We start from the raw sequence: 12,960 nt of genomic DNA on the forward strand, positions 1-12,960 counted from the left end.
CGCGGCAGGGTCTCAGCGAATACCTGATAATGGATGACCGGGCGGCCCGCCCTGCAACTCCCCACAAGCGACCCGCCCATGTTCCGACCGCTCGAACTTTTCATCGGCCTGCGCTACACCCGCGCCAAGCGGCGCAACCAGTTCATCTCCTTCATCTCCACCGTGTCGATCGTGTGCATCGCGATCAGCGTGATCGCGCTGATCACGGTGATGTCGGTGATGAACGGCTTCGACTACCAGATGCGCTCGCGCATCCTCGGGGCGATTTCGCACGCCACGGTTTCCGGCGTGGGCGAGAGCGTGCAGGAATGGCCGCGCGCGCTGAAGGTGGCCGAGGCCAACCCGCACGTGCTGGGCGCCGCACCCTATGTGGAGATGGAGGCGTATCTCAACGCCCGCCGTTCCAGCGGGGCGCTGGTGCGTGGCGTCGAGCCGGCGCAGGAACCGAAGGTGGTCGACATCGACAAGCACATGCTCGAGGGCAAGCTTGACCAGCTGACCCCGGGCAGCTGGAACATCGTGCTGGGTCGCGAGCTGGCGATGACACTGGGCGTGGGCGTCGGCGACCGGGTAACCATGGTGGTGCAGCAACTGCGTGCCACGCCGATGGGCAGCGTGCCGCGGATGCGCAGTTTCCACGTGGTCGGCACGTTCGAACTGGGCATGGAGCAGTTCGATTCCGGCCTGGCCCTGGTCAACATGAGCGATGCCGAGAAGCTCGGCGACCTCGCCGGTCCGACCGGCATCCGGCTGAAGCTCGACGACCTGTTCAACGCCCGCCCGGTCGCGCGCGAACTGGCCGACCAGCTGGGCCAGGTCTACCGGGTGCAGACCTGGATGGATACCAACGCGAACCTGTTCGCCGCGCTGTCGATGGAAAAGATGGTGATGTTCATCATCCTGTCGCTGATCATCCTGGTGGCGGTGATCAACCTGATCTCGATGCTGATGATGCTGGTCACCGACAAGCAGGCCGACATCGCGATCCTGCGCACGCTGGGCGCCACCCCGCGCAGCATCATGGGCATGTTCATGGTGCAGGGCGTGCTGGTGGGTTTCGTGGGCATCGGCTTCGGCGTGGGCCTCGGTTCGCTGCTGTCGTGGAAGCTGCCCGGCATCATCAAGTGGATCGAGCACACCTTCCACGTGACCTTCCTGTCGCCGGACGTCTACTACATCAGCGAGGTGCCGAGCCGGCTCGACTGGCACGACGTGGGCTGGACCGCGTTGCTGACCTTCGCGTTCTCGCTGCTGGCCACCCTCTATCCCGCGTGGCGCGCCTCGCGCACGCAGCCGGCGCAGGCGCTGCGCTATGAATAAGACCGTCATGACCGAGAAGACCGAAAACGTGCTGCGCGCCACCGGCGTGGCCAAGACCTATGCCGAAGGCGGCCTGCGCACCGACGTGCTGAGCGACGTCAGCTTCACCCTGAAGCGCGGGCAGACCATGGCGATCGTCGGCGCGTCTGGCTCGGGCAAGAGCACGCTGCTGCACATCATCGGCGGGCTCGACACGCTGACCACCGGCGAGGTGGAGGTGGACGGCCGCGTGCTGTCGAAACTGTCCGACGCCGAGCGCGGCCGCGTGCGCAACCGCTCGCTGGGTTTCATCTACCAGTTCCACCACCTGCTGCCCGAGTTCACCGCGCTGGAGAACGTGTGCATGCCGCTGCTGATCCGCGGCACCGCGATCGCCGAAGCGGAAAAGCAGGCGATGGTGCTGCTGGAGCGGGTCGGCCTCGGCGGACGCACGCATCACAAGCCGTCCGAGTTGTCCGGTGGCGAGCGCCAGCGCTGCGCCGTGGCCCGGGCGCTGGTGACCCGGCCGGCCTGCGTGCTGGGCGACGAACCCACCGGCAACCTCGACGAGGCCAATGCGGCGCAGGTCTACGAATTGATGCTGGAGCTCAACCGCGAGATCGGCACCAGCTTCGTGCTGGTCACCCATGATCCGCATCTGGCCGCGAAGATGGATCGCACCCTGGTGCTGCACAACGGCAGGCTGCAGGAAGCTCCACGGGACTGACGTCCCGGCGAAGACCTACACGCATTTCATCTGCGCCCCGGCTCGAGCCGCGCTAGTCTCGGCTTCTTCCAGGATGGAACGGGGCGCGCGGCATGGGGCGACTGACGGCGATCACCGCGGCGCTGGCCTTGCTGCTCGGGGTCCTGCTGGTGCAATGGTTGCCGCGGCTGCCGCCGCATGCGTGGCTGCCGTGCCTGGTGCCGGTGATCGTCCTGCTCGCCTGGCGCTGGCCGCGTTGTCACTGGCTGGCCTGCCTGCTGTTCGGCGCGGCGTGGGCGGCGTGGCATGGCGCAGCGGCAATGGATGCAAGGCTGCCGCGCGCGCTGGAAGGCGTCGACCTGGCCGTGGTCGGCAGCATCGCCGATCTGCCGCTGATCCATCCCGACGCGAGTCGTTTCAGTCTGCGCGTGGAGCAGGCCACCGCCGACGGAAAGCCCGTCGCGCTGCATGGGCGGGTCACCGTGTCGTGGTACGAGGATGCACCACCGCTGCAGCCATGTTCGCGCTGGCATCTGCTGCTGCGCCTGAAGCGGCCCCGCGGCCTGCTGGACCCGGGTGCGGCCGACAGCGAACGTTCCGCGCTGGAGCGCGGCATCGTCGCCACCGGCTACGTGCGGGATGACCCGGACAACCGCTCGCTCGGCGAGCGACGCTGGTGCGTCAACGCGATCCGCGATGCGGTCGCCCGCGGCATCGCCGCACGGGTCGGCGACCACCATGACGCCGCCTTGCTGCAGGCATTCACCGTGGGCGACACCCGCGGCCTGCAGCCGCAGGACTGGGCGGTGGCGCGCGCCAACGGGGTCTCGCACCTGATCGCGATTTCCGGCTTCCATGTCGGCGTGGCCGCGGTGTTCGGCGTGTGGCTGGCGTGGCTGTCGTATGCGTTGTGGCCGGGGCTGGGTCTGCGCCTGCCGCGGCCGCAAGCCCAGGCGGCCGCGGCCTTGCTGGTGGCGACGATGTACAGCGCGCTGGCCGGCTTCGGCCTGCCGACGGTGCGCACCCTGCTGATGATCGCCGTGGTGACGCTGGCGCGTTGCAGCCGGCGTGGCAGCGGCGGCGCCCAGTCGCTGGCGCTGGCGATGATCGCGATCCTGCTGTTCGACCCGCTGGCGGTGCTGGCGGCGGGATTCTGGCTGTCCTTCGTCGGCGTGGGCTTCCTCATGCTGTGCCTGCAATCGCGCGGGCGCGGCCTGCGCGCGTTCCTGCACGAGCTGACCGCAGGGCAGCTGGTGATGACGGTGGCCCTGCTGCCGCTGACGATGTGGTTCTTCGGCCAGGCTTCGCTGGTCGGCGCCTTGTCGAACCTGATCGCGGTGCCGCTGGTCAGCTTCGTGATCGTGCCATGCGCGCTGGGCGGCATGCTGATGCTGGGCCTGTGCCCGCCGCTGGCCGGGCCGGTGTTGTGGCTGGCCGCACGGATGGCCCACGCGCAATGGTGGTTGCTGGAGCAGATGGCGACCTGGCCGGGTGCGCACTGGTATCTGCCCACCGTGCAGCCCTGGGCGCTGCTGCTCGCGGTGCTGGGCGCGCTGTGGCTGTTCATGCCGCGCGGGATGCCGCTGCGCTGGCTGGGCCTGCTGCTGTTCCTGCCCCTGCTGCGGCCACCGCTGTCCACGCCGCCGGAAGGCGCGTTCCAGGCGTGGGTGCTCGACGTGGGGCAGGGCCTGTCGGTGTTGCTCCGCACGCACGACCACGTGCTGGTCTACGACGCCGGCGCACGCTATCCATCGGGCTTCGACCTCGGCGAAGCGGTGGTGTTGCCCGCCTTGCATGCGCTGGGCGTGGGCCGGCTCGACCTGCTGATGATCAGCCACGGCGACAACGATCACGCCGGCGGCGCGCGGGTCGTTGCCGAGGCGTTTCCGGGCGCACCGCGCTACGCAGGCGAACCGGCGCGGATGCGCCTGCCGATGCGCCAGTGCGTGGCTGGACAGGCGTGGACCTGGGATGGCGTGCGCTTCCGCGTCCTGAATCCTCCGGCGGGTGCGGCTGACCGCGACAACGACAGCTCCTGCGTGCTGCTGGTGGAGAACCGTTCCGGCCGGTTGCTGCTCAGCGGCGACATCAGTTCCGCGGTGGAGCCGCCGGTGGCGGCGAGTCTCGGAGCGGGGCCGCCCGTCGTGCTGCTGGTGCCCCACCATGGCAGCAAGACCTCGTCCGGCGCGGGCTTCATCGCCGCGGTGCAGCCGTCGGTGGCGATCGTGTCGGCCGGCTGGCGCAACCGCTTCGGTCATCCGAAGCCCGAGGTGCTGGCGCGCTACGCGGCAGCCGGGGTGCCGGTGTTCAATACCGCGGTGCAGGGCGCCATCGCGCTGGATTTCCCGGTCGATGCCCCGCCACGGCGCGAAGCCGGCTGGCGCCAGCGGCAACCGCGTTACTGGCGCGAGTGAGGAATGCCACACCCGCCGCAGTACGGCCGGGCCAGACTGCTATCATGCGCGCTTCCAAGTCGGGTCGCATGTTGGGGTCGAAAAGTGCTGGAAATTCTGATGGCTGGCGGCTGGGCGATGGTGCCCATCCTGATCTGTTCGGCGATCGCCCTGGCGATCGTGCTGGAACGTTGCTGGACGCTGCGCCGGCAATCCGTGTTGCCGCCCGGCCTGGGCGACGAAGTGCGCCAGTGGGCACGCTCGGGTCAACTCGATCCCAAGCACCTGGACACGCTGGCCAGCGGCTCGCCGCTGGGCGAATTGCTGGCCGCCGCGTTGACCGTGCGCCGGCAGCCCCGCGAGATCATCAAGGAGCGCATCGAGGACACCGGCCGGCACGTCATCCACCGGATGGAGCGCTACCTCAACACGCTGGGCACGATCGCCCTGATCGGCCCGCTGCTGGGCCTGTTCGGCACGGTGATCGGCCTGATCCGCATGTTCATGGAGGTGATGGCCGGCGGCATCGGCGATCCGGCAAAGATGGCCGGCGGCATCGGCGAAGCGCTGATCTGTACAGCGTCGGGCCTGACCGTGGCGATTCCCGCCTATGTGCTGCATCGCTACTTCCGTTCGCGCGTGGCCGGTTACTGCGTGGAGATGGAAAAGCAGGCCACCGCACTGCTCGACGAGCTGACCCTGTCGCCGGCGGCCGCCACGGCCGCGGCCAGCGCGGCGGCACGACCGCGCCGGACGCCAGCGCCGACCGCGCCAGGCGCAGGCTGAGCGCACACCGATGCGTATCAGCAACGACCGCCGGGGCGACGACTTCGAGATCAACGTGATTCCGTTGATCGACGTGCTGCTGACCCTGCTGATGTTCTTCGTGCTCACCAGCACCTTCATCCAGCACTCGCGCATGCAGGTGACCCTGCCGCAGGCCAGCACCCAGGATCGCGACCTGAACACCCAGGTGCTGACCATCATGATCGACCGCGACGGCCGTTTCTTCGTGGGCAGCGACGAGGTGATGGGCGAGGGCATCGAGGCGCTGAAGCAGACCATCGCGCGCAACGCCGGTGACGACCGCGACCGCCCGGTGACGATCCGGGCCGATGCGATGACGCCGAACCAGAACGTGGTCACCGCGATGGACGCGCTGGGCCAGCTCGGCTTCACCCGGCTGTCGATCGCCACCACGCCGACCAAGCCGGGCGCGGCGCAGTGAGCAAGCGCAAGGGCGGGGCGTGGGATGCCGACAGCCGGCGCGTCTATGGGCGGCTGCTCGGCTATACCCGGCGCTACTGGGCGGTGGGCCTGGTGGCGATCCTCGGCATGGCGGTGGATGGTGGCGGGTTGGCGATGTTCACCAACCTGCTCAGGCCGATGTTCGACGACCTGTTCCTCGACAAGGACCCGTACCTGATCTTCTGGATGCCGATCTGGATCATCGCGATCTTCGGTATCCGTGGCCTGGGCACCTTCGTCAGCAATTACGGCATTGCCTACATCGGACGCAACATCGTGCAGGCGATGCAGCACGACGTGTTCGCTTCCTACCTGCGCCTGCCGGCGACCTTCTTCGGCCGCGAACCATCGGGCCAGCAGATCTCGCGCATCACCTACACCAGCGAACAGGTGGCCTCGGCCTCGACCGATGCGGTGAAGGTGGCGGTGACCGAAGGCGTCACCGTGATCGGCATGTTCTACGTGATGCTGCACAACAGCGCCTACCTCACGCTGACCCTGTTGGTGATGATTCCGCCGATCGTGCTGATCGCCACCGTGGTCAGCCGCCGCTACCGGCTGATCAGCCGGCGCATCCAGGGCATGATGGGTTCGGTGACCGGCACGGTGGAGGAATCGGTTGGTGCGCATCGTGAAGTGCGCATCTACGGCGGCCAGCAGCACGAGGCCGCGCGCTTCGACCAGGTCACCCACCAGGCCCGCCGTTTGAACCTGAAGATCGCCGCGACCAGCGCGACGTCCAGCACGGCGATCCAGACCGTCGCCGCATTTGCGCTCGCGGCACTGGTCTTTCTGGGTACCCGGCCGGGCGTGATCGACCATATTTCCTCGGGCGTGTTCATTGCGGTGCTGACCGCGATGGGCGCGATGATGCCGTCGCTGAAGCGGCTGACCCAGGTGCAGGCGAACATCCAGCGCGGCCTGTCGGCGGCGGAGGATCTGTTCGAGGTCATCGACCTGCCGCCCGAAGTCGACCACGGCACGCGCGAGCTGGCGCGTACCCGTGGCGACCTGCGTTTCGAGGGCGTGCGGCTGACTTATCCGAACAGCGACTACGAAGCGTTGCGTGGCGTCGACCTGGCCTGCGCGCCGGGCACGGTCACCGCCCTGGTCGGCCGTTCGGGCAGCGGCAAGAGCAGCCTGGTCAGCCTGCTGCCGCGCTTCTACGAGCCGGGTGCGGGGCGCATCGTGCTCGATGACGCGGACTACCAGGAATACACGCTGCCGTCGCTGCGCCGGCAGATCGCCTGGGTCGGCCAGAGCGTGGTGCTGTTCGACGACACCGTGGCCAACAACATCGCCTACGGCGAGCTGGCCGGCGCCAGCGAGGCCGACATCGTCGCGGCGGCCGAGGCGGCCAACGCGATGGAGTTCATCGCGCGCCTGCCCGACGGCATCCACACCCGCATCGGGCAGAGCGGCAACACGCTGTCCGGCGGCCAGCGCCAGCGCATCGCGATCGCCCGCGCCATCCTCAAGAACGCGCCGATCCTGGTGCTGGACGAAGCCACCAGCGCGCTCGACACCGAATCCGAACAGCTGATCCAGCAGGCCCTGCAACGGCTGATGCGCGACCGCACCACCCTGGTGATCGCCCACCGCCTGTCCACCGTCGAAGGCGCCGACCAGATCGCGGTGATGGATCAGGGCCGCATCATCGAGCGGGGCAGGCATGCCGAACTGATCGCGCTGGACGGCCAGTACGCCGCGCTGCATCGCATGCAGTTCCATGACCATGCGGCCGACCAGGCCGGCGACTGAGGAGCGGCCGTGGCGCTGATCGACACGCTCGAATCAGCCTGGTATCGCGGCGCCCCGGCGCCGTGGTGGACGGCGCCGCTGGCGCTGCTGTACGGCGCCGTCACCCGCACCCGCGGCCTGCTGTTCCGGCGCGGCGTGCTGCGCAGCGTGCGACTGGCCGCGCCAGTGGTGGTGATCGGCAACCTCAGCGTGGGCGGCACCGGCAAGACGCCGTTGACGATCGCCGTGGTCGAAGCCCTGCGCGAACGCGGTCATCGTCCCGGCGTGGTCAGCCGCGGCCATGGCGGAACCCAGCGCGAACCGCTGCTGCTCGGCGCTGGGCCCGACCCGGCGCGGGTCGGCGACGAGCCCTGCCTGATCCACGCCAGCGGCGTGCCGGTGGCGATCGGTCGCGATCGTCCCGCCGCGGCGCAGTTGCTGCTGGACGCCGGCTGCGACGTGGTGCTCGCCGATGACGGCTTGCAGCACTACCGGCTGGCGCGCGACGTGGAGATCTGCGTGATCGACGGCGTGCGCCGGTTCGGCAATCGCCGCCTGCTGCCCGCCGGTCCCTTGCGCGAACCGCTCACCCGGCTGCAGCGCGTCGACCTGCGCGTATGCAATGGTGGCGTCGCCGAGCCCGGCGAGTATCCGATGCAGTTGCACGGCGGCGACGTCGTCGCCCTGGCCGACGGGCGGCGGCAGTCGCTGGCGACCTTCCGTGGCCAGCGCGTGCATGCCGTCGCCGCGATCGGCAACCCGCAGCGATTCTTCGACAGTCTGCGCGACGCGGGCATCGAGGTGATCGGACACCCGTTTGCCGACCACCATGCGTTTGTCCCGGGCGATCTCGCCTTCGGTGACCAGCTGCCGCTGCTGATGACCGACAAGGACGCGGTGAAGTGCGCCGGCTTCGCCCGCCCGGACTGGTTCCGGGTGCCGGTGCGGGCGCAGTTGCCGCTGGCGTTCTTCGATGCGCTGACCGCCCGCGTCGAGGCGGCGCTACGCCGGCACTGATTCGCCCCCGATCCACAGCCCGCGCAGCAGCTGTCCGCCGATCCAGTAGCACAGTTCCGCCGGCTGCTTCGCCTGCCACACCGCCAGGTCGGCGCGCTGGCCGACCTCCAGCGTGCCGCGATCGCGCAGGCCCAGCGCACGTGCCGCATGCACCGTGACGCCGCGCAATGCCTCTTCCGGCGTCAGGCGGAACAGCGTGCAGGCCATGCCGGCGGCCAGGCGCAGCGACAGCAGCGGCGAGGTGCCGGGGTTGCAGTCGGTGGCGATCGCGATCGGCACGGCGTGCTCGCGCAGGCGTTCGATCGGCGGCAGTTTCGTTTCGCGCAACGCGTAGAACGCGCCCGGCAGCAGCACTGCCACGGTGCCGGTCGCGGCCATCGCGCGGGTGCCGCCGTCGCCGAGGTGTTCCAGGTGATCGGCCGACAGGCCGCCGTACTCGGCGACCAGGGCGGCGCCATCCAGGTCGGAAAGCTGTTCGGCGTGCAGCTTCACCGGCAGGCCGAGCTGCTTCGCCCGTTCGAACACGCGGCGCGTCTCCTCGCGACTGAAGCCGATGCCTTCGCAGAAGGCGTCCACCGCATCGACCAGGCCCTCGGCGGCCAGCGCGGGCAGCATCTCGTCGCAGGCCAGGGCCACGTAATCGTCGCGTCGATCCTTGTATTCCGGCGGCAGCGCGTGCAGGCCCAGGAAACTGGTGCGCACGCCGATGCCCAGTTCGCGCCCGATCCGGCGCGCCACGCGCAGCATGCGCCGCTCGCTGTCCAGGTCCAGCCCGTAGCCGGACTTGATCTCCAGCGTGGTCACGCCATCGGCCAGCAGCGCGCGGGCGCGTGGCAGCGATTGCGCCAGCAACTGTTCCTCGCTGGCGGCGCGGGTGGCGGTGACGCTGGAGGCGATGCCGCCGCCGGCGCGGGCGATCTCCTCGTAGCTGGCGCCGTTCAGGCGCAGGTCGAACTCGTGGGCGCGGTCGCCGCCGAAGACCAGGTGGGTATGGCAGTCGATCAGTCCCGGCGTGACCAGCGCGCCATCCAGCGAGCGGAGCGTGTCGGCCAGCGATGCGGGTTCGCCGGGCAGCTCGTCCATGCGGCCGAGCCAGGCGATGCGGCCGTGATGCATCGCGATCGCCCCGTGTTCGATCAGCCCGTACGGCACTTCACCCGCGAACGTGGCCAGCGTCGCGTTGATCAGCAAGGTGTCCCAGCGAGGATGGCTCATGTCGATCGGGTTCCGGCGAAGGTCAGGAGGGGCAGGGCGGAGGAATCAGGGTTGTGCAGGCGGCGGCGGGTCGGCCGGCGTGGCCGGCTCGTCGAACGCGGTGGTGCGCACCGCGGCCGGCGCGGCGTCACCGGTCTCGTCGGGCGAATCGTCGGCCAGCTCGTAGACCACGTCCTGGCTCTGGCGCTGGCTGGCCTGCTGCCGCTCGAAGTCCTGCACCATGCGCTCGGCGAAATCGCGGTAGACCGGCGTGGGGCAGAACAGCGAGGCGGCGGCGCGGGCCAGCAGGCAGGCGGCCATGATCGGGATCACCATGTCCTGGTTGTCGGTCAGCTCCATCGCGATCACCGCCGAGGTCAGCGGTGCACCGGTGACGCCTGCCAGGTAGGCGCTCATGCCCAGCAGCACCACCGCGGCGGCGGGCACGCCGGGCAACAGGTGCGCGATGTTCTGGCCCAGACCCGCGCCGACCGCCAGCGCCGGCGAGAAGATGCCGCCGGGAATGCCGGCCCAGTACGAGACCACGTTGGCCAGCAGCTTGGCGATGCCGAAGCCCTGGTCGGGCATGTTCGCGGCGCCCTGCACGATCGCCCGCGCCTGGTCGTAGCCGGTGCCGTAGATGCTGTTGTGGGTGCACACGCCGAGCACGGCGAGGGTGAGCCCGCAGCCTGCCGCGAACGCCACCGGCCAGCGCGCGCGCAGGCGACCGACCCGGGCCAGCGGGCCGCGCTGGCTCAGCAGGATCAGGCGCGCGAACAGGCCGCCCAGCAGGCCGCAGATCACGCCGGTCAGCAACACCGCCAGCCAGGCGTGGCCCAGTGGCAGGCTGGCCTCGACCTCGCCGAAGTACGAGTAGTTGCCCATGATGCCCAGCGAGACCACGCCGCCGATGATCACCGCGGTCAGCAACAGGCCGCTGAAACGGTGCTCGAAGGTGCCGGCCAGCTCCTCGATCGCGAACACCACGCCGGCCAGCGGCGTGTTGAACGCGGCCGCGATGCCGGCCGCGCCACCGGCCAGGATGAAGCGCGAAGCGGCCTTGGGATCATTGAAGCCGAAGCGCCGGCCCAGCGAGTAGAACAGGCCCGCACCCACGTGCACGGTCGGTCCCTCGCGGCCGATCGACGCGCCCACGGCCAGCGCGATCAGGGTCAGCGCCATCTTGCCCGCGGCGATCGGCAGCGCCAGCATCCGCGCGCGAAAGCCTTCATCCTCGATGTGCAGCGTGCCGATCACCTGGGGAATGCCGCTGCCCCGCGTCGCGCGGAAGCTGCCCTCGGTGACCCGGGCGAGCAGGGCGAACACGATCGGGGTGAGGATCAGCGGAATCCAGACGCCGTGGTCGAGGATGCGCAGGAACAGCTGGTACGACCACACGCTGGCCTTGGCAAACAGGATCGCCGCCAGCGCCACCAGCACCGCGCCGAACCACAGCACCAGCCGGCGTTTCCAGTGATGCGGCGCGAAGAACTCGTGCCCGAGCAGCGCCCGCAGGCGCGGGTTCGATGAGGTTGAAGCGGGTCTGGAAGGCTCGGACATGATCGCGATTATCGCAGAGCGGTGGCTGGCGATGGGTTCGAGCCTGTCGTCCCCCACCCGCCCTGCGGGCACCTTCCCCCGTTTTACGGGGGAAGCAAGCGTGCCGCGTCGAGGCTCGTCGCTTCCTTCCCCCGCCTGCGGGGGAAGGTGCCCGCAGGGCGGATGGGGGTGCGCTCCTGCTCTCGCTCTGTCTTCCCTCAGCGTGGCCGCCAGCGCGTTTCGTACAGGTCGAAGCGCCGGTCCTTGAGGTTGGTCACCGCGCCGGCATTGCGGGCGCGGGCCAGGCTTTCCAGGCGCAGGTCGGCGAACAGCACGGTCTCGATGTTCGGCGTGGAGTCGGCCGCGATGCCGTCGCGGGCGAACGGGAAGTCGCTGGGCGTGAGGATGCAGCTCTGGCCGTACTGGATGTCGAAGTTGTTGACGCCGGGCAGGTTGCCCACGTTGCCGGACAGCACCACGTAGCACTGGTTCTCGATCGCCCGTGCCTGCGAGCAGTAGCGCACGCGCAGATAGCCTTCGCGCACGTCGGTGCAGAACGGCACGAACAGGATCAGCGCGCCCTGGTCGGTCAGGTGGCGGGCCACCTCGGGGAATTCGGAGTCGTAGCAGATCATCACGCCGATCGGGCCGCAGTCGGTGAGGATCGTCGCGGCGCTGTCGCCGCCGGAGATGTTCCACACGTTGCGCTCGCTGGGCGTGGGATGCAGCTTCTCGCGCTCGTGCAGCGAACCGTCGCGCAGGCACACGTAGCAGACGTTGTGGATGTCGCCGTTGGCCTGCTCGGTGGGGTGCGTGCCGGCGATGATGTTGATGTTGTAATGGACGGCCAGACGGCTGAACAGCTCCTTCACCTGGGGCGTGTACTGGCTCAGCTTGCGGATCGACTCGAATGGCGACAGCTCGGTGTTCTCGATCGACAGCAGCTGCAGGGTGATCAGCTCGGGAAAGGTGACGAAGTCCGCGTTGTAGTCGGCGGCGATGTCGGTGAAGTATTCGACCTGGGTGGCGAACTCCTCGAACGAGGTGATCCTGCGCTGCTGGTACTGCACCGAGGCCACCCGCACCGAATCGGGCAGGCGCCGGGGCGAGGGGATCGGCGGCATGTCCGGCTGGTCGAGCAGGCGCGGGTTGCGCCAGACCAGGTGCACCGCATAGCCCAGCGAATCGTGGTCCGACGGCACGTATGCCCGCAGCAGGCCGATCACCTCGAAGTCGTTGTTGAGCTGGAAGCTCAGGGTGAGGTCGCGGCGCTTGCCTTCCGCCACCGCCTGCACATACGCCTCGGCGCTGCCGTAGCGCTGGATGTTCCTGGCCAGCCCGGGGATGCGCCCGCCGAACACGATGCCGCGCAGCTTCAGGTCGGTGCACAGGCGCTTGCGCGCGTGGTACAGCCGCTGGCCGATGCGCATGCCGCGATAGTCCGGGTGCACCACCACTTCCATGCCGTACAGCCAGTTGCCGTCGGGCTTGTGGCGCGAACCCATGCCGCCGCCGGTGATCTGCGACCAGGTATGCGGGGCCAGCGCGGTTTCCTCGTCGATGCGGAAGGTGGCGCAGTAGCCGACCACCTTGCCCTCGTATTCGACCACGAACTGGCCTTCGGGAAAGTGCGTCTGCTGGGAGCGCAGCATCTCCGGCGAGTGGCCCCACTCGGCGGTGTAGATGCGCGCGGTCAGCTCGGCCAGTTGCGGCACGTCGTCCAGCCGGGCCTGGCGCAACAGCAGTTTCGGGGTGTTTTCGCTGGTTTTCTTGCTCATGGGCCTGTGCACGGTCGGTTTGCGCTCGGGTGAAGACGGAGCGGGG

Annotated in this window: 10 protein-coding genes; 7 read left to right on the forward strand and 3 right to left on the reverse strand. The window is 69.2% G+C overall.

The annotated features are described in order from the left end of the window. Positions 1-78 precede the first annotated feature (78 nt). The 7 genes from AC3A56_RS08705 to lpxK all read left to right on the forward strand — a co-directional run bounded on the left by AC3A56_RS08705 (position 79) and on the right by lpxK (position 8,403). Positions 79-1,320, forward strand: coding sequence for a lipoprotein-releasing ABC transporter permease subunit (locus tag AC3A56_RS08705; protein ID WP_007808039.1), 1,242 nt, complete (start codon positions 79-81; stop codon positions 1,318-1,320). Next, on the forward strand, positions 1,313-2,026 hold the full coding sequence (lolD, locus tag AC3A56_RS08710; protein ID WP_425480512.1) for a lipoprotein-releasing ABC transporter ATP-binding protein LolD: 714 nt from the start codon (positions 1,313-1,315) through the stop codon (positions 2,024-2,026). The genes AC3A56_RS08705 and lolD overlap by 8 nt, the downstream gene beginning before the upstream one ends. A gap of 92 nt (positions 2,027-2,118) precedes the next feature. Then, on the forward strand, positions 2,119-4,419 hold the full coding sequence (locus AC3A56_RS08715) for a DNA internalization-related competence protein ComEC/Rec2 (protein ID WP_487770058.1): 2,301 nt from the start codon (positions 2,119-2,121) through the stop codon (positions 4,417-4,419). A 99-nt stretch (positions 4,420-4,518) separates the two neighbouring features. Then, entirely contained in the window at positions 4,519-5,184 is a 666-nt protein-coding gene (locus AC3A56_RS08720; RefSeq protein ID WP_007808032.1) for a MotA/TolQ/ExbB proton channel family protein, read from the forward strand. Positions 5,185-5,194: 10 nt separating this feature from the next. Then, positions 5,195-5,626, forward strand: a complete 432-nt coding sequence (locus AC3A56_RS08725) for an ExbD/TolR family protein (RefSeq protein WP_350015516.1) — start codon at positions 5,195-5,197, stop codon at positions 5,624-5,626. Beyond that, on the forward strand, positions 5,623-7,407 hold the full coding sequence (gene msbA / locus AC3A56_RS08730; protein ID WP_350015515.1) for a lipid A export permease/ATP-binding protein MsbA: 1,785 nt from the start codon (positions 5,623-5,625) through the stop codon (positions 7,405-7,407). The genes AC3A56_RS08725 and msbA overlap by 4 nt, the downstream gene beginning before the upstream one ends. A 9-nt stretch (positions 7,408-7,416) precedes the next feature. Beyond that, positions 7,417-8,403, forward strand: coding sequence for a tetraacyldisaccharide 4'-kinase (gene lpxK / locus AC3A56_RS08735; RefSeq protein ID WP_487770059.1), 987 nt, complete (start codon positions 7,417-7,419; stop codon positions 8,401-8,403). Here lpxK and hutI read toward each other — a convergent pair. From hutI to AC3A56_RS08750, 3 genes are all read right to left on the reverse strand, one after another. After that, on the reverse strand, positions 8,389-9,618 hold the full coding sequence (gene hutI, locus AC3A56_RS08740; protein ID WP_487770060.1) for an imidazolonepropionase: 1,230 nt from the start codon (positions 9,616-9,618) through the stop codon (positions 8,389-8,391). The two genes, lpxK and hutI, sit on opposite strands and share 15 nt — an antisense overlap. Before the next feature lie 45 nt (positions 9,619-9,663). After that, positions 9,664-11,157, reverse strand: a complete 1,494-nt coding sequence (locus AC3A56_RS08745) for a chloride channel protein (RefSeq protein ID WP_487770061.1) — start codon at positions 11,155-11,157, stop codon at positions 9,664-9,666. Between the two features lie 197 nt (positions 11,158-11,354). After that, positions 11,355-12,914, reverse strand: a complete 1,560-nt coding sequence (locus AC3A56_RS08750) for a bifunctional GNAT family N-acetyltransferase/carbon-nitrogen hydrolase family protein (RefSeq protein WP_056766122.1) — start codon at positions 12,912-12,914, stop codon at positions 11,355-11,357. Positions 12,915-12,960 lie beyond the last annotated feature (46 nt).

The organism is Rhodanobacter sp. Soil_C_14, from assembly GCF_057657335.1.

What these genes read in the sequence shown, in the direction of transcription:
- AC3A56_RS08705 (WP_007808039.1), top strand. Translation starts at nt 79, where the DNA reads ATGTTCCGACCGCTCGAACTTTTCATCGGCCTGCGCTACACCCGCGCC.
- lolD (WP_425480512.1), top strand. Translation starts at nt 1,313, where the DNA reads ATGAATAAGACCGTCATGACCGAGAAGACCGAAAACGTGCTGCGCGCC.
- AC3A56_RS08715 (WP_487770058.1), top strand. Translation starts at nt 2,119, where the DNA reads ATGGGGCGACTGACGGCGATCACCGCGGCGCTGGCCTTGCTGCTCGGG.
- AC3A56_RS08720 (WP_007808032.1), top strand. Translation starts at nt 4,519, where the DNA reads ATGGCTGGCGGCTGGGCGATGGTGCCCATCCTGATCTGTTCGGCGATC.
- AC3A56_RS08725 (WP_350015516.1), top strand. Translation starts at nt 5,195, where the DNA reads ATGCGTATCAGCAACGACCGCCGGGGCGACGACTTCGAGATCAACGTG.
- hutI (WP_487770060.1), bottom strand. Translation starts at nt 9,618, where the DNA reads ATGAGCCATCCTCGCTGGGACACCTTGCTGATCAACGCGACGCTGGCC.
- AC3A56_RS08745 (WP_487770061.1), bottom strand. Translation starts at nt 11,157, where the DNA reads ATGTCCGAGCCTTCCAGACCCGCTTCAACCTCATCGAACCCGCGCCTG.
- AC3A56_RS08750 (WP_056766122.1), bottom strand. Translation starts at nt 12,914, where the DNA reads ATGAGCAAGAAAACCAGCGAAAACACCCCGAAACTGCTGTTGCGCCAG.